General features: G+C 67.4%; 21 protein-coding genes. 7 read left to right on the forward strand and 14 right to left on the reverse strand.

Going from position 1 to position 22275, the window contains the following annotated elements:
• Positions 1-882: carbohydrate ABC transporter permease (locus tag ACHZD8_RS17510; protein WP_394771713.1), on the reverse strand; the 882-nt coding region annotated here is incomplete at its 3' end.
• Between the two features lie 164 nt (positions 883-1046).
• Positions 1047-2393, reverse strand: coding sequence for an ABC transporter substrate-binding protein (locus tag ACHZD8_RS17515; protein ID WP_394771714.1), 1347 nt, complete (start codon positions 2391-2393; stop codon positions 1047-1049).
• Positions 2394-2721: 328 nt separating this feature from the next.
• Here ACHZD8_RS17515 and ACHZD8_RS17520 point away from each other — a divergent pair, with 328 nt between their 5' ends.
• Positions 2722-3753, forward strand: coding sequence for a LacI family DNA-binding transcriptional regulator (locus tag ACHZD8_RS17520; protein ID WP_394771715.1), 1032 nt, complete (start codon positions 2722-2724; stop codon positions 3751-3753).
• 598 nt (positions 3754-4351) lie between these two features.
• Here the strand turns inward: ACHZD8_RS17520 and rplL are convergent.
• The 6 genes from rplL to ACHZD8_RS17550 form a co-directional block, all read right to left on the reverse strand.
• Positions 4352-4735: a 50S ribosomal protein L7/L12 gene (gene rplL / locus ACHZD8_RS17525; RefSeq protein ID WP_331901395.1), complete on the reverse strand. Its 384-nt coding sequence runs from the start codon at positions 4733-4735 to the stop codon at positions 4352-4354.
• Positions 4736-4791: 56 nt separating this feature from the next.
• Complete coding sequence (gene rplJ / locus ACHZD8_RS17530; RefSeq protein WP_331901393.1) at positions 4792-5307, reverse strand: 50S ribosomal protein L10; 516 nt, start codon at positions 5305-5307, stop codon at positions 4792-4794.
• Positions 5308-5605: 298 nt separating this feature from the next.
• A complete protein-coding gene (locus tag ACHZD8_RS17535) occupies positions 5606-6493 on the reverse strand; it encodes a hypothetical protein (RefSeq protein WP_394771716.1) in 888 nt (295 codons plus the stop codon).
• Between the two features lie 18 nt (positions 6494-6511).
• Positions 6512-7363, reverse strand: coding sequence for an NAD-dependent epimerase/dehydratase family protein (locus tag ACHZD8_RS17540; protein WP_394771717.1), 852 nt, complete (start codon positions 7361-7363; stop codon positions 6512-6514).
• Between the two features lie 67 nt (positions 7364-7430).
• The gene (locus tag ACHZD8_RS17545) at positions 7431-8927 is read right to left on the reverse strand and encodes a sensor histidine kinase (RefSeq protein WP_394771718.1); all 1497 of its coding nucleotides are present in this window, start codon (positions 8925-8927) and stop codon (positions 7431-7433) included.
• A complete protein-coding gene (locus tag ACHZD8_RS17550; RefSeq protein WP_394771719.1) occupies positions 8924-9676 on the reverse strand; it encodes a response regulator transcription factor in 753 nt (250 codons plus the stop codon). Before ACHZD8_RS17550 ends, ACHZD8_RS17545 begins: the two co-directional genes overlap by 4 nt.
• 175 nt (positions 9677-9851) lie before the next feature.
• Between ACHZD8_RS17550 and ACHZD8_RS17555 the strand changes: the two genes are divergently transcribed.
• From ACHZD8_RS17555 to ACHZD8_RS17570, 4 genes are read left to right on the forward strand one after another with little or no spacing between them, the layout of a single operon-like run.
• On the forward strand, positions 9852-11111 hold the full coding sequence (locus ACHZD8_RS17555) for an efflux RND transporter periplasmic adaptor subunit (protein ID WP_394771720.1): 1260 nt from the start codon (positions 9852-9854) through the stop codon (positions 11109-11111).
• Complete coding sequence (locus ACHZD8_RS17560) at positions 11108-11845, forward strand: ABC transporter ATP-binding protein (protein WP_394771721.1); 738 nt, start codon at positions 11108-11110, stop codon at positions 11843-11845. Before ACHZD8_RS17555 ends, ACHZD8_RS17560 begins: the two co-directional genes overlap by 4 nt.
• On the forward strand, positions 11842-13062 hold the full coding sequence (locus ACHZD8_RS17565) for an ABC transporter permease (protein WP_394771722.1): 1221 nt from the start codon (positions 11842-11844) through the stop codon (positions 13060-13062). The genes ACHZD8_RS17560 and ACHZD8_RS17565 overlap by 4 nt, the downstream gene beginning before the upstream one ends.
• 37 nt (positions 13063-13099) lie before the next feature.
• A complete protein-coding gene (locus ACHZD8_RS17570; protein WP_394771723.1) occupies positions 13100-13654 on the forward strand; it encodes a hypothetical protein in 555 nt (184 codons plus the stop codon).
• 15 nt (positions 13655-13669) lie between these two features.
• Here the strand turns inward: ACHZD8_RS17570 and ACHZD8_RS17575 are convergent, their stop codons facing one another.
• The 5 genes from ACHZD8_RS17575 to ACHZD8_RS17595 all read right to left on the reverse strand — a co-directional run bounded on the left by ACHZD8_RS17575 (position 13670) and on the right by ACHZD8_RS17595 (position 19556).
• Positions 13670-14785 carry an ABC transporter ATP-binding protein gene (locus tag ACHZD8_RS17575; protein ID WP_394771724.1) on the reverse strand — a complete coding sequence of 372 codons (1116 nt, stop codon included), beginning with the start codon at positions 14783-14785 and terminating at the stop codon, positions 13670-13672.
• Entirely contained in the window at positions 14782-15789 is a 1008-nt protein-coding gene (locus tag ACHZD8_RS17580) for an ABC transporter permease (RefSeq protein ID WP_394771725.1), read from the reverse strand. The genes ACHZD8_RS17575 and ACHZD8_RS17580 overlap by 4 nt, the downstream gene beginning before the upstream one ends.
• A 3-nt stretch (positions 15790-15792) precedes the next feature.
• Positions 15793-16773 (reverse strand): ABC transporter permease, encoded by a 981-nt coding sequence (locus ACHZD8_RS17585; RefSeq protein ID WP_394771726.1) that lies wholly within the window; start codon positions 16771-16773, stop codon positions 15793-15795.
• A complete protein-coding gene (locus ACHZD8_RS17590) occupies positions 16770-17837 on the reverse strand; it encodes an ABC transporter ATP-binding protein (RefSeq protein WP_394771727.1) in 1068 nt (355 codons plus the stop codon). Before ACHZD8_RS17590 ends, ACHZD8_RS17585 begins: the two co-directional genes overlap by 4 nt.
• A 69-nt stretch (positions 17838-17906) precedes the next feature.
• On the reverse strand, positions 17907-19556 hold the full coding sequence (locus ACHZD8_RS17595; protein ID WP_394771728.1) for an ABC transporter substrate-binding protein: 1650 nt from the start codon (positions 19554-19556) through the stop codon (positions 17907-17909).
• A 427-nt stretch (positions 19557-19983) separates the two neighbouring features.
• Here ACHZD8_RS17595 and ACHZD8_RS17600 point away from each other — a divergent pair, with 427 nt between their 5' ends.
• The gene (locus tag ACHZD8_RS17600; protein WP_394771729.1) at positions 19984-20613 is read left to right on the forward strand and encodes a YqaJ viral recombinase family protein; all 630 of its coding nucleotides are present in this window, start codon (positions 19984-19986) and stop codon (positions 20611-20613) included.
• On the opposite strand, the gene ACHZD8_RS17605 is transcribed toward ACHZD8_RS17600, so the two are convergent.
• Positions 20610-21320, reverse strand: coding sequence for a DUF998 domain-containing protein (locus ACHZD8_RS17605; protein ID WP_394771730.1), 711 nt, complete (start codon positions 21318-21320; stop codon positions 20610-20612). The two genes, ACHZD8_RS17600 and ACHZD8_RS17605, sit on opposite strands and share 4 nt — an antisense overlap.
• A gap of 87 nt (positions 21321-21407) precedes the next feature.
• Here ACHZD8_RS17605 and ACHZD8_RS17610 point away from each other — a divergent pair.
• Positions 21408-22275, forward strand: an 868-nt coding sequence (locus tag ACHZD8_RS17610) for an NADP-dependent oxidoreductase (RefSeq protein WP_394771731.1), incomplete at its 3' end; no start/stop codon positions are given.

Here is a 22275-nt window from a genome sequence, read left to right on the forward strand (position 1 = left end):
CACGGTCACATTGATGAACCGCTCCCAGGCGTTCGTGCCGTCAAGCTCCGCGGCCTCCAGCTGCTCGGTCGGCACGCCCTTGATGGCCGCCGAGAGCACAACCATCGCGAATCCGGTCTGGATCCAGACGAGCACGATGATGAGGAAGAAGGTGTTCCATGGCGAGATCGAAACGAAGTCGGTCGGCTGACCGCCGAAGAGCACCACTAGCTGGTTGAGAAGACCGATCTGGTTCTGGCCCGCCGGGCGCGCGGCATAGACGAAGCGCCAGATGATCGAGGCACCGACGAACGAGATCGCCATCGGCATGAAGACCAGGATCTTGAAGAACTTCTCGCCGCGCGACTTGTCGATGAAGACGGCGTAGGCGAGCCCGATCGCGGTCGAGAACGCCGGCACGATGAGCACCCAGATGATGGTGTTCACCACCACCCGGATGCCCGTGGGCTGGGTGAAGATCCACTGGAAGTTCTCGAGGCCCACGAACCGGTTGCCGCGGCTGTTCTGGAAGGCCGCGATGGTCGTGGAGATCGTCGGGTAGACGAGTCCGATCAGCAGCAGGATCAATGCCGGCGCGAGAAAGCCGACCAGCTGGAAGAGGTAGCCGGCGCCCTGCTTGGCCCGGTAATCGAGGATGAAGAAGATGCCGCCGAGAACCGCCGCGACACCGGCCGCCCAGAGGACCGATCCGAGGAAGAGGAAGACGAGCAGCGGGGCGAGCACGCACACGGCGAGGCGGATGATCGTGTACTTGCGTCCCGACCGCGGTGCGATTTCGACGAAGAACAGGATGACAGCCACGGCGGCGACGAACGCTCCGACGACGAGGGGGATCTGGACCAGCGCGGGAAGTGTCGCTATCCAGTGGAAGAAATCTGACATTGTGCCCTTTCGAGTACGGCAGTGGACTCAGGAGCCTGCGGATCCGGATGCAACTGCACTCGCATCTGCATTAGACACCGTAGCAATGGGGTGCGGAAAGGCCGGCAAAGAAAATTCTCTCTGCCGGCCCCTCGCGCTGGGTGTTACTTAGGCGACCGGAGTCGCTAGTTGGCCGGCCATGACGCGTCGATGGTCTTCAAGACATCGTCCGTCGACTTGCCGTTGATCCAGTCGACCATGCCGGTCCAGAACGAACCAGCACCGACGACACCGGGCATCAGGTCAGACGCGTCGAAGCGGAACGTCGTCTTCGGGTCCTGGAGCGTCTTGATGGCCTGCTGCAGGATCGGGCTCGACGCGTTCTTCGGGTCGAGGCCCTTGTTGGCGCTGATCACACCGCCGAGCTTGACGCGGCTGTTCGCCCAGTCTCCGCTCGAGAGGTACTCCTGCACCTTCTGGGTGTCCTTGTCGTTCGAGAACGCGGCAACCATCTCGCCACCACCGGTGACGGCCGGGCCGGCACTGGCATCGATCGGCGGGGTGATGAAGGCCCAGACCTGCTTGTCCGGTCCGACTGTCGCGTTGCCGTTCTTCGGGTCCTGGATGAATCCATCGAAGAAGGACGCCTGGTGGGTCAACGCGCAGGAGCCGTTTCCGACTACCCGGGCGACGTCACCGAACGGCGTAGCGTTGATCGACTTGACGTCTCCGAGACCGGCGTTCACGTAGGCCGGGTTCTTGAGGATGTCGCCGACGCTGTCGAACGCCTTCTTGATGGCCGGGTCGGTGAACGGGATCTTGTGGCTCACCCACTTGTCGTAGGTTTCCGCTCCGGCCTGGCGAAGCACGAGGTCTTCGACCCAGTCGGTTCCCGGCCAGCCGGTCGCCGCATCCGAGCCGAATCCGGCACACCACGGGGCCTTGCCGGTCTTCGCCTGGATGGTCTTGGTCAGGGTGAGAAGCTCGTCCCACGTCTTGGGCACCTCGACGCCCCACTCCTTGAACTTCGCCGGCGAGTACCAGATGAAGCCCTTGACGCTCGCCATGAGCGGCGAGGCGTAGAGGGTTCCGCCTGACGAGGCATAGCCGGCCCAGTCCTTGGACCAGTTCTTCTTCACGTTGGCTGCTGCCGCGGCCGGCTCGGGCTGAATGAAGTCGCGAGAGGCGAGGTCCTTCAGCAGGCCGGGCTGCGGGAAGATCGCGATGTCGGGCGCGTTGCCGCCCTGGGCACGGACGCTGATCTGCGTCTCGAACTCCTTCGAGCCCTCGTACTTGATCGTGATCTTGTTCTTCTTCTCCCAGTCGGCCCAGGACTTCTGCAGGAGCTCGGCCTCGGTGTCGACGATCGTGCCGTAGATGGTCACGACTCCGTCGGCCTTGCCGGCGTCGCCCGGACCCTTGGCCGACGATGAGGTGGAGCCGCCCCCTGACGAGCAGCCGGCGAGAGCAAGACCCGCGATGGTAAGAAAAACGAGTGGGGCTGTGATGCGGCGGTGCACGGTGGAACTCATGTAACTCCTCCTCATTGAGGTTCTTCCGCAGGTGTTCATGGCTGAACGCGGACTGGACAGTGCTGTGTCGCCGGTTCGCCGGCGCTGGTACACGCGCAGGCGGACGATAGGGAACCGGTTCCACTCGACAAACTACGACACCGCGAGGGGTTTCTGCAAGCGCTTGGTGCGGCCTGTAATCTAACGTTTTCGTCACGCGCGTGTCGCGTTCAAGAGATCCACGTGATCCACATTCCCGCCGTGGGAGCGCTACCATGTGGAACCGGTTCCATTCGACCGAAAAGGTCGCTAGGCTGTGCTCCGCCGAGCCGCTGCCGAAGGAGATGGGGTGCTTGTGAGTGCAATCGCCGACGTCGCGCGCCTCGCGGGCGTCTCGAAATCCACCGCATCCCGGGCGCTCAGCGGCCGCGGCTACGTCTCCGAGGAGACCAGGACCAAGGTGGAACGGGCCGCCGCGGCGATCGGCTACGTGGTCTCGTCCAATGCGGCGAGCCTGGTCACCGGCCGGAGCCGCAACGTCGGTGTGGTCATCCCCTTCGTCAACCGCTGGTTCTTCGCCGAGGTGCTCGAGGGCATCGAGAGCGCCCTCATCGGAGCGGGCTACGACCTCACCCTCTATCGCCTCAGCCCGCACGCGGCCTTGCGAGAGCGCATCTTCGACTACTTTCTGGTGCGCAAGCGCGTGGATGCGGTCATCGCCGTGGACGTGGCCCTGACCTCGCACGAGGTCGCGCTGCTCAAGTCACTCGGAAAGCCGATCGTGAGCATCGGAGGGGACATCGACGGCATCTCGTCCCTCAGCATCGACGACGTGCGCGCGTCCCGGTTCATGACCGAGCATCTCCTGAGCCTCGGCCACACCCGCATCATGCACCTGGGCGGAGACCTCAACGAGCAGATGGACTTCCGGGTGCACGCCCAGCGTCTCGCCGGCATGAGAGAGGCCCTCGACGCCGCCGGGATCGAGCATCCTGACGACTTCCGCGCGGTGCCTTACACGATTCCCGGCGGCTACGCGGGGGCGCTCTCCGTACTGGGCGACCCCGGCTCGCGGCCGACCGCAATCGTCGCCGGCTGCGACGAGATCGCGATCGGCGCGATCGTCGCGGCCCGGCAACTCGGCATCGCGGTGCCGGAACAGGTCTCCATCGTGGGGATCGACGGCCACAACCTGGCCGAGATGTTCGGGCTGACGACGCTCGAGCAGTATCCGGTCGACCAGGGCGCCAAGGCGGTCGAGATGATCATGGAACGGCTCACCAGCGATCGGGGACCCCTCGAGGACGAAAGGGTGACGATGCCGGTACACCTGACCGTGAGGCGCAGCACGACGGCGCCCGCCGGAGTTCCGGTGCACTGAACGCGGCCGCCAGACTCACCGCCAGAGCAGACCCATAGCCAGAGCAGCCCCACCGCGACAGCGCCGGGACCGATGGCCCCGCCGCTGCCGCGTCGTGCAGGCGGGCCGTGCCCCCATCAACGCGCTGAACCGGGCTAGCCAGAGGGTAAGACTGTCTAGTCCACACACAGATCGGGGTACAACTCGCAGGATTCACGTCGTCCATCGCGAGAAATCCGGTGGCGACGCGTCCTCATTATGGTGGACAACGAATGCCAATCGCAAGTAGCCTCAGGCGAGAGCAATCGGTCACACGATTCGCTCGGCGCTCCATGGGTCGACATCGCCGTCGGTCGGCTCCTCGAGGGCGCTGCAACGTCCGTCCCTGATCCCGGACGATGCGGCGCAGACGGCACAGGCGCGGGACATGCCGAGTGGTTACGGCGTGTCCCGCGCCACCCGGATCCCACAAGCAGAGGCCCCCTGGCAGCGTCGCCAGGGGGCCTCTTGTGCGTGCCCGTTCGGGACATCCGCGTCTCAACGACGAAGGGCGCCGTCCCGTTCGGGACGACGCCCTCGCATCGAGCGTTACCGCAAGCTGAGCCCCGAAGGGCGTCGACTACTTGAGGGTGACGGTGGCGCCGGCTTCTTCGAGCTGAGCCTTGGCCTTCTCGGCGGTCTCCTTGTTGACACCCTCGAGCACGACGCCGGGGGCGTTGTCCACAACGGCCTTGGCCTCGCCGAGGCCGAGGCTCGTGAGGGCACGGACCTCCTTGATGACCTGGATCTTCTTGTCGCCGATGGACTCGAGGACGACGTCGAAGGAGTCCTTCTCTTCGACCTCTTCGACCGGAGCGGCGGTTCCACCGGCAGCAGCAGCAGCAACCGGGGCGGCCGCGGTGACCTCGAAGACCTCTTCGAACTTCTTGACGAACTCGCTGAGCTCAATGAGCGTGAGCTCCTTGAATGCTTCGATGAGGTCGTCGCCTGAAAGCTTTGCCATGATATTTCTCCTTGTTTTTCTCGTTGTAAGCCGCGGTGTCTAACGTCCTTGCGGAGTTAGGACGCGGAATCCTGCTTCTCGCGCAGCGCGTCGACCGTGCGAACGGCCTTCGCGAGCGGAGCGTTGAACATGTACGCCGCGCCGAACAGCGAGGCCTTGAAGGCGCCGGCAAGCTTGCCGAGCAGCACCTCTCGGGTCTCGAGATCCGCGAGCTTGATGACCTCTGCCGGGGTCAGGGGGTTACCGTCGAAGTAACCACCCTTGATGACCAGCAGCGGGTTTGCCTTGGCAAAGTCGCGAAGACCCTTCGCAACGGTGACCGGGTCACCGTGCACGAACGCGATCGCGGACGGACCGGCAAGGTCGTCGTCAAACGACGAAATGCCAGCCGCGTTCGCGGCGATCTTGGTCAACGTGTTCTTCACCACGGAGTACGTGGCGTTCTCACTGAGAGTGGTGCGCAGCGTCTTCAGCTGAGCGACAGTGAGCCCGCGGTACTCGGTGAGCAGTACGGCGGTCGAGTCGCGGAACTTGTCCGTGAGCTCGGCGACCGAAGCTTCCTTGTTCGCCATGTGGCTCCTAGTAATGGATTTGTGGTGCGTGGTTGTGCGGTCCGGACCACCGGGCCGTGCCACGACAACAAAAAAGCTCCGGCGCAAGCGCACGGAGCCAAACCAACCCGGAGCTAAACCATGGAAGGAATTCTCAATACACCTGCGCAGGTCTTCGCTGTCGCGAACATTCGACCGGCGGCTGCGATTCTCTCGAATCGTCGCACGCCGATAACCGGCGGTCTTTGGCTGTGGTCAAGACTACGGGATGAAGTGGCCGCCGTGCAACACGGCCGCTCGCGGGGCGCCTCGCGACCGGTCAGGCGTCGCGATCGCCGCCAGAACTGGCTGCGGCCGAGGGCGTCTTCGTCCTCGTCTTCGCGGGCGTGCTCGTCTTCGCGGCCATGGTCGGCTTCGGCTTCGCCGTCGCTGGTCGCTTCGGCTGAACCGGCGGCGCGATCGGATCCGCGGCCGGTTCGGCAGGAGGATCAGGGGCGGGACCATGGGGGACGGCGACAGCCTCGGACGCACCACGAGCGCGTCGGCGCCGATCGGGCAACAACACGAACCCCGCGAGCAGCACCACCACGATCCCGAGCACGATGCCGGCCACCAGGAGACCCTGGTTCGGCGGGCCGGCGGCGGCGGGGGCGGGCGACTCGGCCACGAGTCTCTTGCCGAACTCCGCCGTCGGCAGGGCGGCCTTGATGCCAGACGTTCCCGGTACGAGCGGCGTTATCGTCGTGCCATCCGAGGCGAACCAGGCCTCGGTCCGGTCGTCTCGCACGAGCAGGGCACCCGTCGGAGCAGCCGCGAGAGCGGCCACCGTCGCGGTGCCCGGCGCGAAGTTGGCGAGTTCCGGTTGGTCGCTGCCGGGGTTGATCCAGACCGTCGCGAGACCGAGCACGACGTCACCCTTGCTGGAAATCGGCGCGACCCAATTGTTGGTGAGTTCGGTGGGGGTCGTGTCGGCGCCCGACCGGAACGCCGTGGTGAAGGCGAGCACTCGGCGCACCGTCCCGACCTTCGTCGTCGAGTCGTAGCTGCTCGTGCCATAGAGGTCGGCGAGCCTCGGAACGAGACCGGTGGCGAAATACGAGGCGACCTCCTCGGGAACCCGGGGTTCGTCGGTGGCCAGGGCGGGGCGCGTCCCCAGGCCCACCATCGCGAGCGCCAGGACGGCGATCGCGATGGCGCGCCTATGCACGGGTACGCCTATGCACCGTCACGCCTGGGCATGGTTTCGCCAGGAGTGCTCCGGCTCGAACCCGAGCAGGCGACGAGCCTTGTCGATCGAGAGCAAGGTCTCGGTCTCGCCGAGTTCCTTGGTGACCGTGACATTCGGAAAGACCTCCGCGGCGAGCGACGCGCTCGACCGGCTCATGGTCGTGTCGCTCGCGGCGATGATGAACGCCTCGAAGCCGGGCACGTTGCGCAGAAGGGCGCGCTCCACGGCCTGGGCGCCATCTCGCGCGTCGATGTATCCCCAGAGGTTCCAGCTGCGCAGCCGGGCGTCGGCGTCGTAGGACGGGAACGCCGCGTAGTCCGCGACATCCATCACGTTGGAGAATCGCAGTCCGGTGATGCTGAGTTCCGGGTCCCAGCGCACGAGCTTGATCGCCAGCTGCTCCTCGAGGTGCTTGGTGAGGGAGTAGATCGACTCCGGCCGGGTGTCGTACTCCTCGTCGACCGGGATGTACGGCGGCGGGGTCTCGAACGGGATGCCGAGCACGGTCTCGCTCGACGCGTAGACGATGTTCTTGATGCCGGCGCGGCGTGCGGCCTGGAACACGTTGAAGGTGGCCGACATGTTGTTGTGGAAGGTCTGCGAGTCCGGCAGGATGCCGCCAGCCGGCGCCGCCGCGAGGTGAACCACCGCATCCAGGCCGTCGTGACGGTCGTTGATGCCGAACAGCGCATCCACGGTCTGGCCGTAGTCGGTGAAGTCGACCTGCGTGAATTCGGGACCGCGCGCGCCGACGATGTCGAGGGCGATGACGAAGTGTCCAGAGGTGCGCAGGCGCTCGACGACGGCGCGTCCCAGCTTTCCGGTGGCTCCCGTGACGGCGATTCTCATGCGATTTCCTAACGGTGGGGGAAATCCAGTCTGTCATCTTCGCCGTCTCGCGATGGGCAGCGGCGCGCTAAGCCTCCGGCTTGCCGAGAAGCGGGGAGGCGAGCGGCAGCTCGACCCGGAACACGGTGCGCCCCGGCTCGCTCTCCACGGTGACGATGCCGCGATGGCCCTCGATCACCGCGCTCACGATCGCGAGGCCGAGTCCCGTACTGCCGGCCGCGCGCGAACGCGAGCTGTCCCCCCGCGCGAACCGCTCGAAGAGAACCGGCACCAGGTCGCTCGGGATGCCGGGGCCGTCATCGGCCACGGTCAGCACCGCGCTGTCCCCCTCCACCGAGACCGAGAGGACGACGCTCGTGCCCGACGGGGTGTGCACGCGGGCGTTGGCAAGGAGGTTGGTGACCACCTGGTGCAGCCGCGCCGTGTCGCCGTCCACCATCACCGGCTCCTCCGGCAGGTCGAGCGACCACTCGTGGTCGGGGCCGGCCGCATGGGCGTCGCTCACGGCATCGATCAGCAGGCGGGACAGGTCGAGCGGTTCGCTTTCGAGGTCGCGACCCTCGTCGAGCCGGGCGAGGAGCAGCAGGTCTTCGACGAGGGACGTCATGCGCGTCGCCTCGGACTCGACCCGGCCGATCGAGTGCACGACGTCGTCCGGCAGGTCGTGGTTTCCCCGCCGGGTGAGCTCGGCGTAGCCGCGGATCGAGGCGAGCGGGGTGCGCAGCTCGTGGCTCGCGTCCGCCACGAACTTGCGCACCTTGTTCTCGCTGGCCTGGCGGGCGGTGAGCGCGGATGCCACGTGGCCGAGCATCTGGTTGATGGCCGCTCCGACCTGGCCGACCTCGGTTCGCGGGTCGGCATCCGATTCCGGCACCCGCACGGCGAGCGCGACCTCGCCGCGGTCGAGCGGAAGCTCCGCGACGTGGGTGGCGGTGGCGACGACCCGCTCCAGCGGGCGCAAGGCCACGCGCACGATCCACGCGCCGAGCAGGGCGGCGACGAGAAGGCCGAGGGAGGTCACGATCGCGATGACCAGGGCGAGCTGCAACACCGTGGTGCTCACCTCGCCGAGCGGAAGGGCGGTCACGACCCGCACGCCCCCGCTGTATTCGACGGCGACCGCGCGATAGCTGCCGAGGGCGCCGCCGAGATCCACGGTGATCGGAAGCCCGGTGGCGGGCACGCTCGCGAGCGGCTTACTCTGCGCCGCGGTGAGAATTTGCGGAGTGCCGTTCTGGTCCTTGCGCAGGGCGGATGCTGTGGATCCCGTCGCGATCGCGATGACGGTGTCCGGCGCCTGCCGCCCGAAGGTCTCGCGCAGCCGCTCGTTCGAGAAGGGCTGCGTCGAGGAGTCGTCGGTGGGGCCGCCGGGGGGCCCGAAGCCGTTCTGGGATCGTCCGTTCGCCTGGCTGAGCTGCTGGTCGAGCCTGCCGGTGAGGAAGCTTTGCAGCGCGACGACGCTCACCGCGCCGATCACGATGGCGACTGCCGCGAGCAGCCCGACGACGGCGAGAACGAGGCGGCGACGCAACGACCACCGCGGGCGGGTGGTCGGCGGCGTCATCCCGCGGCCTTGATCATGTACCCGACGCCGCGCACGGTGTGGATCATGGGGCTCTCGCCGGCGTCGATCTTCTTGCGCAGGTAGGAGATGTAGATCTCGACAATGCTGGAGCGGCCGCCGAAGTCGTAGCTCCACACCCGGTCGAGAATCTGCGCCTTGCTCATCACGCGGCGCGGGTTGCGCATGAGGAAACGCAGCAGCTCGAATTCGGTGGCGGTGAGCTCGATCAGCCGACCGTCGCGCCGCACCTCGTAGCTCTCTTCGTCGAGGGCGAGGTCGCCCACCCGGAGGAGCGGGTCGGACGAGCCCGCGATGACGACCGTCGACCGGCGGATGAGCCCGCGAAGGCGGGCGACGAGCTCCTCGAGGCTGAACGGCTTGGTGACATAATCGTCTCCCCCGGCGGTGAGCCCGGCGATGCGGTCGTCGAGGGCGTCCTTCGCGGTGAGGAAGAGGATGGGCGTGTCCTGCCCGTCCGCGCGGAGGCGCTTGAGCACCTGCAGCCCGTCGATGTCCGGCAGCATCACATCGAGCACGACGACGTCCGGCTGGAACTCGCGGATCACGCTGATCGCCGTGCGTCCCTCGGCGGCCGTGCGCACCTCCCAGCCCTCGTAGCGCAGGGCCATGCTGAGCAGGTCGCTCAGTGTCGGTTCGTCGTCGACGACGACGACGCGAACGGGAGAGCCGTCTGCACGGCGGAGCCTGGGGCCGGCGCTCGGCGCGGCGGAAACGCTGTCTGTGGTCACTCCTCCTACTATCGCGAGTTTCCTATGAGAAACCTATGTTCCAGCCCTACCTCTCCTGAGACCTTTCCGCGGCACTTGCCGGCAATCCACGATCCCTCGAGGGCTCTCAGACGTTCTTGCCTGACCCCCAGCCCATTCATATGGGGTTCATAGCCGCGAGAGGCAGTTTTCGATCATGACCATTCGCAAACCGGTGGTGATCAATGTTTCGCTGGCCGTTGTCATCATCGGCGCGATCATCGGCACCTACTTTCTCATCTTCCCGTCGTCGTCGTCCGGGTCGACGGGCACCCAGCTCACCACCACGGTGCAGCAGGGGGTGGTGAGCAACACCATTACCGCGAGCGGGACGGTGGCCCCGGTGAGCGAGGCCACCGCCTCCTTCGGGGTATCGGGCACCATCGCCACCGTCAACGTCTCGCTCGGTCAGACGGTCGCGGCCGGCCAGGTTCTCGGCACCCTGCAGACGGCGAGCTTCCAGCAGGCCGTCAACAACGACACGACGCTGCTCGCCCAGGCCCGCACCCAGCTCGTGAACGCGAAGGCGGCCCTCGCGGCGACCGAGGCGACGCCGGCCAGTCCCAACACGACGGCCGCGCAGACCCTGTCCAGTCTGAACAGCGCCAAACAGCAGGTCGCCACGGCGCAGGACCAGGTCACGACCGCATCGCAGACTCTCGCCAAGGACCAGTCGAACCTCGGGGCCACCACCCTCACCGCCCCGGCGGCCGGGCTCGTGATCGGTCTGACCGGCGTCGTCGGCCAGAGCGCGGGTTCCGGGTCGTCCAGTTCGTCGTCGGCCGGAACCGGGTCGACCTCGTCGGCATCGTCCGCGTCGACCTCCAGTTCGGCCTTCGCGACCATCGCCGACGTCTCGGCCATGACCGTGAGCGCGAGCATCGCGGAGGCGGACATCGCCTCCGTCACCGTCGGCCAGAAGGCCGTCGTGACCTTCCCGGCCGTGCCCGGAGAGACGGCGGATGCCACGGTGACGGCGATTGCGCCGACGGCGACCACCAGCAATTCGGTGGTCACGTACGCCACGACGATCACTCTGGCCAGCATCCCGACCGGGCTCCGCCTCGGCCAGACGGCATCCGTGGCGATCACGACCAAGAGTTCGGCGGCCGACGCGCTCTACGTGCCCACGGCGGCGATCACCACCGCCAACGGGGTCTCCACCGTGAAGGTCGTCGGAGCCAACGGCAAGACGACCGTGACGACGGTGACCCTCGGAATCGTCGGCACCGTCGGCACCGAGATCAAGACCGGGCTCAAGGCCGGCCAGACGGTCTCGCTGGGAGTGGTCACCCCCACGACGACGGGCACGGGCACCGGCACCGGCCGCACCGGATTCGGCGGGGGCGCCGGCTTCGGCACCCGCCCCGGCGGCACCGGCGGCACCGGCGGATTCGCCCCGAGGAACAACGGATGACCGCGCTCGAGACGACCGCGGCGACTCCGGTACTGCAGCTCGTGGACATCCACCAGGTCTACGGAACCGGCGACGCCGCCGTGCACGCCCTTCGTGGCATCACCCTGGAGATCGCGCAGGGCGACTACGTGGCCATCATGGGTCCCTCCGGGTCGGGCAAGTCCACCCTGATGAACCTGCTCGGCTGCCTCGACGTGGCCTCCTCCGGCACCTACCTTCTCGCCGGGAGCGACGTGAAGACCCTCGATGAGAACCAGCTGGCGCGGATCCGCAACCGGCAGGTGGGCTTCGTGTTCCAGTCCTTCAACCTCGTGCCGAGGATGTCGGCGCTCGGCAACGTCGAACTGCCCCTCGTCTACGCCAGGGTGCCCCGCGCCGAGCGCCGCACGCGCGCCCTCGAGGCGCTCGACATGGTGGGCCTCGGCGACCGCGCGAACCACCAGCCGCAAGAGCTCTCCGGTGGCCAGCAGCAGCGCGTCGCGATCGCCAGGGCCCTCGTCACCTCGCCGACTCTCGTGCTGGCGGACGAGCCGACCGGAAACCTCGACAGCGCATCCACGGACGAGATCCTCGCCATGTTCGACCTGCTGGCCAGGGACGGCCGCACCATCGTGGTGATCACCCACGAGGAACACGTGGCCGACCAGGCCCACCGGGTGATCACCCTCAGCGACGGGGTCATCGTCTCCGACCGAACCACGGTGAACACCCCGATGGCTGGATCGCGCTCATGAGCTTTGTCGAAATGATCCTGTCTGCCCTGCGCGGCATCAACGCCAACAAGCTGCGCTCGATCCTCACCCTCCTCGGCGTGATGATCGGAGTGGCCTCCGTGATCCTGCTGCTGGCGGTGGGCAATGGCTCCGCCCAGACCGTGAACTCCGCGATCTCGCAATTGGGCACGAACACACTGACCGTGCGGCCGACCGGTGGTGGTGGCGGCGGGGCCCAGGCCGCGGCGAGCACCGGATCGACCAAGCAGATCACGATGGCGGTGGGTCGGCAGATCCAGGCCGCGAAGCTCGGTCACGTGCGGGACGTGATCCCCCAGGTCGCCGGGAGCCTCACCGTGGCCTCCACCACCGCGTCGGAGACCGCGATCTCGGTGATCGGCACGACCCCCGCCTACTTCACCCTCGGCACGAATTCGGTCGCCACCGGCGCGTCATTCACGAGCGAAGACGTCACCACCTCCGCGAAGGTGGCCGTGATCGGGCAGACCCTCGCCTCAGAGCTGTTCCCCACCGGTTCCGCGCTCGGCCAGCAGGTGACCGTGGGCGGCACCCCGCTCACCATCGTGGGCATCCTCGCCGAACAGGGCAGCATCGGTTTCAACGACCCGAACTCGGTGATCATCGCCCCGATCAGCCGCATCCAGGCGTCCTTCACCGGCTATGGCGCCGTCAGCTCGCTCACCATCGAGGCCACGAACGCGGATGCCGTCGCCGCGGCTCAGGGCGAGGTCGAGATCATGCTCAACCAGCTTCTCGGCATCACCAACACCGCCGACGAGCCGTACACGATCATCAACCAGGGGTCTCTCCTGCAGACGGCCGCCACCAGCGCGGCAAGCTTCACGGCGCTGCTCGGCGCGATCGCGGCGATCAGCCTCCTGGTCGGCGGCATCGGGGTGACCAACGTCATGCTCGTCACGGTCACCGAGCGCACCCGGGAGATCGGCATCCGCAAGGCCCTCGGCGCCACCCGCGGGGCGATCCTCGGCCAGTTCCTCGCCGAGGCCGCGACCCTCACCCTGCTCGGCGGAGTGCTCGGCGTGGCCGTGGCGGTGATCGGCGCGCAGTTCCCGATCACGGGCACCCTGCCGGTGATCCTTCCGTTCTCCATCCCACTCGCCCTCGGCGTGTCCGTGGCGATCGGCGTTTTCTTCGGCGTCTACCCGGCTGCTCGCGCCGCCGCCATGCGCCCCATCCAGGCCCTTCGGGCCATCTGACCAACCGACACCACCACCCAACAGAAGAGAAGAACCCATGTCTGACACCTTCGACACCACCCCGGCCCCGGCCTCAGCGCCGCAGCCGTCCGCTCCGCAGCCGACCCCGCCGACCGCCGGGCGCAAGTGGCTCACCCCGACCCTGGCCCTGGTCGCGACCCTAGCGGTCGGTCTCGCCGGCGGAGTGCTCATCGGGCACGCGACCGCGGCATCCGCCCAGGCCAGCGGGCCGGCCGGCTTCACCCGCGGGCTGGGCGGTACCGGCGAAGGTGCGGCCGGCGGAGGTGCCGGAGGCTTCGCCGGCGGCGGATTCACGGCCGGCACCATCGTGTCGGTCAGCGGCAACACGATCGTCGTGAAGTCCCAGGACGGCACCGAGAAGACGGTGACCACCACCGGAAGCACCAGGGTGACCAAGACCACCAAGAGCACCGTCGCCGACCTCAAGGCGGGCGAGACGGTCACGGTGATCGGCCAAACCGGGTCGAACGGTGACGTCACCGCGACCTCCGTCGCGGAGGGCACGTTGCGGCAGTTCGGCGCACGACCGGGCGGAGCGGGTGCGCCGACCGCCCCCGGCACGAACGGCTAGGTCTCGGCGGCTTCTCTAGCTCTCGGCGGCGACGATCGTTTCGGCCGGGCGCACCCCCAGGGCGAGCGGAACCGGACCCGGCGCGACGGTCGGATCGTGAAGCAGGCAGGCCACCGAGCGCGAGGGTTCCTCCGAGCCGAAGGCCGTCGGCCCGAGCGCCGGCTCGGTCGTCGAACACGCCGCGAACGCGTGCGGGCAGCGCGGGTGAAAGGTGCACCCGGTCGGGAGGTTCATCAGGTCTGGCGGGGAACCCGGGATGCCGTCCAGGTCCCGGCGCGGCCCGTGCAGGGCCGGGAAGGAGTGGAGCAGTCCCGCGGTGTACGGATGCCGGGGCATCCGATAGACCTCCCGCGCGCTCGCGTCCTCCACGATTCCGCCGGCGTACATGATGGCGATGCGATCGGCGAGCTCAAGGAGCAGCGATACATCGTGGGTGATGAAGATCACCGAGAATCCGAGGTCGTTCTTGAGGGCCATGATCTGTTCGACGATCTGGCGCTGCATCACGACGTCCAGCGCGGTGGTGGGCTCGTCCATGATGACGACCTCGGGCTCCAGGGCGAGTGCCATGGCGATCATCACGCGCTGGCGCATGCCTCCGGAGAGCTGGTGCGGGTAACTCGACAGCCGGTCCTTGGAGATGCCCACCATGTCGAGCAGTTCGAGCGCCCGACGCCGCGCGGTCTCGCGCTGTCCCCGCGGCGAGTGGGCGAGGATCCCGTCCATGAGCTGCTTGCCGATCGTGTACACCGGGTTGAGCGAGTTCATCGAGCCCTGGAACACGATCGCCGTGTCGCGCCAGCGCTGGGCGCGCAGCTCGGCATCCGACATCGTGAAGAGGTCTCCGCCGTGTCCGTCGCGCGAACTCGTGAAGATGACCTCTCCCCCGGTGATCACCCCGGGTGGCGGCAACAGGCGCGTGGCGGCGTAGGCGAGAGTGGACTTGCCGCATCCGCTCTCCCCCGCCAGTCCGAGCACCTCTCCCGCGTGCAGGGTGAGGCTCACGTCGGTGAGGGCATGCACCGCGCTGTCGTCGTAGCCGTAGTCGACCGAGAGATTCTTGATCTCGAGCACCGGTCGGCGCACCGGCGCCGGCTCCGGTGCCGCGATGATCGGGCTGAGCAGGGTCATGCCTGTCCTTCCTTCGCCGGCCGCACTGCCGGGGGCACGTGGGGGCGATAGATCGGGGTGAACCCGATGCGCGCACGGATCTTCTTTCGGCGCAGGAGGCCCGCACTCGCGGCCGTGTTGCGCAGACGCGGGTTGACGAACTCGTCGATGCCGAAATTGATGAGGGTGAGGGAGGTGCCGACCGCCGCGATGCAGAGGCCGGCGGGCACGAACCACCACCAGGCGCCCTGCACGAGCGCCTGGCTCGACTGCGCCCAGAAGAGCACGGTCCCCCAGTTCCAGGTGGAGATGCTCGTGACGCCGATGAACGCGAGCGTCACCTCGCTGAGGATCGCGAAGATCACCGTTCCGATGAATCCGGATGCGATGATCGCCGTGAGGTTGGGCATGATCTCGAAGAAGACGATTCGCCACATCGGCTCTCCGTTCGCGCGTGCGGCCTCGACGAAGTCGCGATTGCGCAGCGACAGGGTCTGCGCCCGAAGCACCCGGGCACCCCAGGCCCATCCTGTGGCGGCTATCACCAGCGCGATCGTGATGCCCCCGGCGGACGGGAGGAGGCCGGCGATGATGATGATGAGCGGCAGCGCCGGAACCACGAGGAAGACGTTGGAGATGAGGGACAGCAGTTCGTCACCCAGCCCGCCCAGGAAGCCGGACACGACCCCGACGATCACCGAGACGATCGTGGCCAGGACTCCCGCGACGAGGCCGACGACCATGACGCCCTGGGTGCCCACGACCAGTTGGGAGAAGATGTCCTGCCCGGTTCCCGTCGTGCCCAGCCAGTGCGCGGCCGACGGTGGCGCGAGCGAATCGGGCGTCACCTTGCTCGGGTCGTACGGCGCGATCCACGGCCCGATGATGGCGATGATGATGAAGAAGCCGAGAATCACGACCCCGACTGTTGCCTTGGTGTTGCGGAAGATGCCGAGCCGCGCGGGGCGACCCCGTCTGGTCAGCTGAACGGCGGCAACATCCACCGGGTTGGTCATCGTGGACATCAGTCAGGCTCCTTGTCTCGTGCGCGGGTCCAGGAAGGCATAGACGAAGTCGGCGGCCATGTTGGCGACGAGAACCGACAGCGTGATGATGAGAAAGACCCCCTGCATGAGCGGATAGTCCTTCGATCCGATCGCCTGGAACAGTACGTAGCCGATTCCCGGATAGGAGAACACCATCTCGGTGACCAGGGTGCCGCCGACGATGAAGCCGAGGGACAGGGCGAAACCGGAGATGCTCGGCAGCACGGCGTTGCGGGCCGCGTAGCCGAACATGACGGTGCGCTCCGGGAGTCCCTTCGCCTGAGCCACCGTCACGTAGTCCTCGGAGGAGACGGTCACCATCATGTTGCGCATGCCGAGGATCCAGCCTGCAACCGAGCTGAGCACGATCGTGAGCGCGGGGAGCATGCCGTGGTAGATCGCCGATCCGATGAACTCGAGCGAGAAGGACGGCGAGAGCCCGCCGTCGTAGCCCCCGGATGCCGGGAAGATCGGCAACGCGACTCCGAAGACCGCGATGGCGATGAGGCCGAGCCAGAAGTAGGGGATCGCGGAGAAGAAGTTGGCCACCGGCAGCAGGCCATCGGCCCAGGTGCCCCGTCGCCACCCCAGGCCCACCCCCGCGACGGTGCCGATCACGAAGCCCAGCACGGTGGAGATGCCGACGAGGAGGAGTGTCCAGGGCAGCGACTGCGCAACGACCTCCGCCACGGGGGTGGGGAAGTAGGTGAAGGAGATGCCGAAGTTGCCGTGCAGCAGATTGCCCCAGTAGGTGAAGTAGTCCTGCCAGAGCGTCGTGTGCTGGTTCAGCCCGAAGAGCACCCGCAGCGAGTCGACGGCGTCGGTGCTCAGGCGGCCCTGGTACTTGTTGATCAGGGACTGCACCGGGTCGCCCGGGAGCATCCGCGGGATGAAGAAGTTGAGCGTGATTGCCGCCCACGCGGTGAAGACGTAGAAGCCGACCCGTCGGCGGAGGAACTTCACGCCCGCGCCCCGAACGCCTGTTCGCGCTCGGTGACCGCGTCCGCGGCATAGAGCCAGCACGCCGCCTCCTGGCCGTCGTGCACGGTGAAGGTCGGCGGCTGCGTCGTGGCGCAGCGCTCCATCGCGAACGGGCAGCGCGGGTGGAATCGGCAGCCGGTCGGGGGGCTGATCAGGCTCGGCGGTTCGCCCTTCGCCGGGCGCGAGTCCCGCTCGGCGAGCTCGTCCGGATCCGGAGCCGAGGCGATGAGCAGCTGCGTATACGGATGGGCCGGCTGCTGGGTGACCTGCTCGCTCGAGCCCCGCTCGATGATCTGGCCGGCATACATCACCATCGTGGTGTCGGCGAAGTAGCGCGCCGAGGCGATGTCGTGGGTGATGTAAAGGATCGCGAGCTGGAACGTCTCCTTCAGGTCTTGCAGGAGGTTGAGCACGCCGATGCGGATCGAGACGTCGAGCATCGACACGGGCTCGTCGGCGAGAAGTACCTTCGGCGTCGCGCCGAGAGCACGGGCGATGGCCACACGCTGCCTCTGGCCTCCGCTCAGTTCGTGCGGGAACTTGTCGAGGTAGCGCTCGGGGGGCACGAGGTCCACGCGAGACAGCAGGCTGCGCAACAGCTCGTCGCGTTCGGCCGCCTTCGCCCCGGGGTGATGGATGCGAATCGATCGGCCGAGCACATAACGCACGGTATGGATGGGGTTGAGCGACGCGAACGGATCCTGCAGGATCATCTGCACGTTGCGCACATAGCGACGAAACTTGCGCCCGCCGTGAGCCCTCACCGGCACCCCGTCGAGGGAGATGACGCCCGCGGTGGCTGGCAGGAGCTGCGCGAGCAGGCGCGCGACAGTCGACTTGCCGGAGCCGGACTCGCCCACCAGGGCCACCACCTTGCCGCGCATCAGCCGGATGTCGATGCCGTCGACGGCATGCACGACCTCCCCTCGACCACGGTGCACCGGGAAGTGCTTTGTCAGGCCGCCAGTCTCGAGCACCGGTGTCTCGGCCGCGTGGCCGCTCCCCGGCTGGGGATCGCCCGGGGTCTTTTCGCGCATGCTGGACATCGGGCTCCTTCGGTCGAGTCTTCGTGAAAGGTGGTGGCGGGCCCGAGGGGCCGGGCCCGCCCGCGACGCCTACTTGACGGGTTTGAGCTTCATGATCACCTGCGAGAGACTCGCGGAGGTGGGCATCGCCACGGCGTACGGATCGGCCGTGGTCGGAAAGCCCGTCCAGTACTTCGTGCTGTATTCGGCCCCCATCGGTCCGGCGGCAAGCGCGATCGCCGGCACCTGCTCGACCATGATCTTCTGCAGCCCGTCCATGGCCTTCGTGCGCTGGGCGTCGTCCGTCGTGTTCGCGTAGTCCGCGAGCAGCTTCGTCGCCTCGGGGCTGTCGAATCGGCCGAAGTTCCAGGATGCCGTCGTACCGACCGGCTTGAGCTGGGCGCCGTCCATGATGTTGGAGTAGATGTCCCACGGGGTGTTGCCCGTGTTCGTCCAGTGCAGAGTCGCCTGGAAGTCGCCGGTCTGTACGGCCGTCGTCCACGCGTCGACGGTGGCCGTCTCGACCTTCGCCTTGATGCCGAGCTTGGCCACGTTGTCGGCGATGATCTGCAGCGACGCGAGATAGTCCGACCAGCCGGCCGGGTCGGTGAGGGTGAAGGAGACGGGGCTGCCCTTCGGATCCATGAGCGCGCCGCTCGCCAGCGTGTACCCGGCATCAGCGAGCACCTTCTTGGCCCCCGCGACGTCGACGGTCGCCTTCTTGCCCTTGTAACTGGCCGAGCTGAAGGCATCGCCGGCGGGAGACGGAAGGCCGTTCACGCCATCCACAAGCCCCTTGAATCCGGAGTAGCCCTGCTCATGAACCGCCTTGTGGTCGATCACCATGCTCACCGCCTTGCGCAGCGCCACGTCGTTGAAGGGCGCGGTCGCGGTGTTGAAGAAGAGGGCGTCCACGCCGAGACCGGTCGGCATCACGGCATTGTGGGTCTTGCTCTTGGACACGTAGGTCTTCTGAATGTCGGGAATGAAGACGTAGGTCCACTGGGCTGACCCGCTCAGCAGTGCCGTGAGTTGGGAGTTGTTGTCGTTGTACGACGTGAACCGCACCTCGGGCACCGGCGGCTTTCCGCCCCAATACGAGTTGTTGGGAGTCATCGTGACCGCCTGCTGCGTCCAGGTCTTGAGCACGTACGGCCCGGTACCGACGGGTTTCTGGTTGGTGTCGGTCGTCGGATCCTTGATCGCGGACCAGATCTTCTGCGGCACGATGAAGACCCCGAGGATCTTGCCCTGGTTGACGAACTGCGACGAGTCGAAGGTGATGGTCACGGTCTTCTCCGTCGACGTGATCGCCTCCATCGGCAGGGCGTTGCTGTTGAACGCCGGCGTCTTCTTGAGCAACTCGAAGGTGTACGCGATGTCCTTCGCGGTGAACGCGTGCCCATCCGACCACTTCACTCCCGCCCGCGCAGTGATCTCCACCGAGGTGTAGTCGGGCGAGAATTTCCACGAGCTCGCAAGCCACGGAACGGGCTTCTGGTCGGGCTGGGTGGGGTTGATCTGGGCAAGCGGTTCGTAGAGCAGGTGGCTGTAGCCGAGCGAGGATGCCGCCGACGTCGGCATGAACGGATTGTTGTTGTTGGTCTGGGGACCGTTCGGCATGCCGATCGTGAGCGGGTGGCTTGCTCCACCGCCGCCTCCCGCACAGCCCGACATGGTGATCGCCACTGCCGCGGCGACGATGCCCGCGGCGATCTTTGCCATCATGGTTCGTTTCACTTGCGCGTCCTTACGCTCGTTGGTGCGGTGTGGTTCGGTGAAGTGCGACGGCGCGCGGGCGCGCCGGGTCGCGCCCGGCTCGGCCCGGGTGCGGGGCCCTGAATCATGGCAGCGAAGAACAGCCGCACGGCTGCGGCAGTGGCAATGGCAATGGCAGTGGCGCGATGGGCACGGTGTCTCCTGTGTTCGAGCGTCATTGCTACTCAGGGCTGATCTTTGTGCGTCGAACCGCGGATGGGCGCGTGGCGCCGGATGCTTCTACCCCACAATGGGGGTTTTAGTTCGTATGGTGAACAAACTAGGTGCTCTTTCGCCGAGTGTCAATCAAAAGTCAAATGTTGCTCGACACTTGCCCGTCGCGACCAGGAACCGGCGCACATCAGCGCGTGGCGCAGCAGCCGATCGGTGCGTGGGAGACAATGGTCGGGTGACCGTGATCCAGCCCACCCTCGACCTCTGGGACGAGCCGCCGCCCGATCACCGCGACCGCATCGTCGCCCGGTCGGCCGACCGAGTGGCGTGGCTGCGGGCGCGAAGCCGTGGCATCACGGCCACAGACGTCGCCCGGCTCTCCGGCCCGGCATCCGTGCAGGCCCTCGCCCTCGACAAGCTGCACGGCTCGAGCTTCGGCGGCAATGCGTACACCGATCACGGCCGGGCGCGCGAGCCGGAGATCGCGCGGTGGGTGCAGGACCGCTACCAGATCCGTCCGAGTGACGCGCTCTTCCACGCCGCGGGCCAGACCGACCACCTGGCGACCCCGGACGGCGTGGGTCTCGCGGCATCCGGCCTTCTCGAGCTCGCCGAGATCAAGACCACCAAGTCGGCCTGGCGGTCCATCCCGCGGTCCTATCTTCGCCAGGTGTGGTGGCAGCAGTACGTGCTCGGCGCCGACCGCACGCTGGTGGTGTGGGAGCAGCACGACGACTTCGTGCCGACGAACCCCGAGCCGGAGTGCCGCTGGGTCGACCGCGACGACAACCAGATCTACCTGCTCGTGCAGCTGGCCAACCGAGTGCTGGACATCGTGGCGCGCGAGCGCACCCGCTCCCGCTAGACCGGTTCGAGCGCGGCGGGAACGACCGCTGGTTCGTCGCTCGGGCTGGCCACCGCCGCCCCGGTCGCCAGCCGTCGCGCGACGACCGCGGCGAAGATCACCAGCCAGCCGAGGGCTATCGTCGTGGCGGCGAGCTCGAGTCGGCTTCCGAAGCCGGCCTCGAAACGCGCAAGCGAGAAGATCCCTCCCGTGCCGGCGATCAGCGCCACGGCGAGGCCGGTGGTGAGCGAGAGAAGGGCGAGCGCCCGGTGACCGTGGGCGAACGAGGTCTGCAGCATCGCCCAGCAGGCGGCGGCGAAGGCGAGCACCGCCACGATCGTGTGGATGAGGTCCTGCCAGGTGAAGGTGTCCCCCACCGGCAGCGGGCATCCCTCGGTGCAGGTGACCTGCGAAGCGACGAAGAAGAATCCGCAGCCGATCCAGAGCGACACCGCGGGCGTCCAGGCCCGCAGGAGGGGAAGCCGGGACCGGATGCCCCGCCCGGCGTAGGCGATGAGGCTCCCGCCGATCACGATCAGGAGGAGGGCCGACTGGAACCAGTGGGCCGTGGGTTCCCCCCGCGCGCCCAGCTCGCTCACGTAGAGGTCGCGGTGGGCGCTCTGCCTGGCCACCCAGATGATCACGAGGGCCGCGGCGACGAGGCAGGAGCCGACGATCGTGCCGGCGAGTTCGACGGCTTCCCTCCTGGTGCGACGGTGCAGGCTCATTACTGAATCGTAGAGCCGAGGCATAGTTTGCTTCCAGTTGACACCGCTGTAACACCGGCGAATCATTGGGCGGCTTTACTGGTGGTCATGACCACGATGCGAGCAATGGTGATCGCGACCACCGGGGGGCCGGGCAGTCTCACGCTCGCCGAGGTGCCCCTCCCCAGCAAGCTGAACTCGGAGGTTCTGGTCAAGGTCATGGCGGCCGGGGTCAACCCCATCGACGCCAAGACGCGGGCGGGCGTCGGAGTCTCCGCCGGAATCACCAGCTTCCCGGCCATCCTGGGCTGCGACTTCAGTGGCGTGGTGGTGGAGTCGCCCTACGACGCGTTTCCGCTGAAACCGGGCGACGAGGTGTTCGGGATGGTGCCGGTGCCGCGCATGGCCGGGTGCTACGCGGAATTCGTGAGCGTGCCCAGCCTCAGCATCGCGCGCAAGCCCACGAGGCTCTCGCACCTCGAGGCGGCCGGGGTGCCCCTCGCCGCCCTCACGGCGTGGGGCGCGGTCGTCGACGTGGCCAAGGCGCACGAGGGCCAGCGCATGCTCGTCCACGCCGGCGCCGGCGGCGTCGGTCACTTCGCCGTGCAGTTCGCCGCCTACTTCGGCGCCCACGTGATCGCCACCGGCTCCCCCCGCAACCTCGGCTGGCTTCGGGACCTCGGCGCCGCCGAGGTCATCGACCACACGATGACCCGCTTCGAGGAGGTACTCTCCGGAGTCGACGTGGTGATCGACCTCATCGGCAATGTGCACGACGACACCGGCTCCCGGTCACTGCGCGTGCTTCGGCCCGGCGGCCTGCTCGTGAATGTGCCCAGCGGCAGCTGGCCCACGCTCGCCGAAGACGCGGCGGCCGCCGGTGTGCGCGCCACCACCTACCGAGTGGCGCCGGACGGCTCGACTCTCGCCGTGATCGGGCGGCTGCTCGAGTCCGGTGACGTGCACGTCACCGTCG

Origin of the sequence: Lacisediminihabitans sp., from assembly GCF_043726815.1 — a bacterium.
Taxonomy (GTDB): domain Bacteria; phylum Actinomycetota; class Actinomycetes; order Actinomycetales; family Microbacteriaceae; genus Lacisediminihabitans.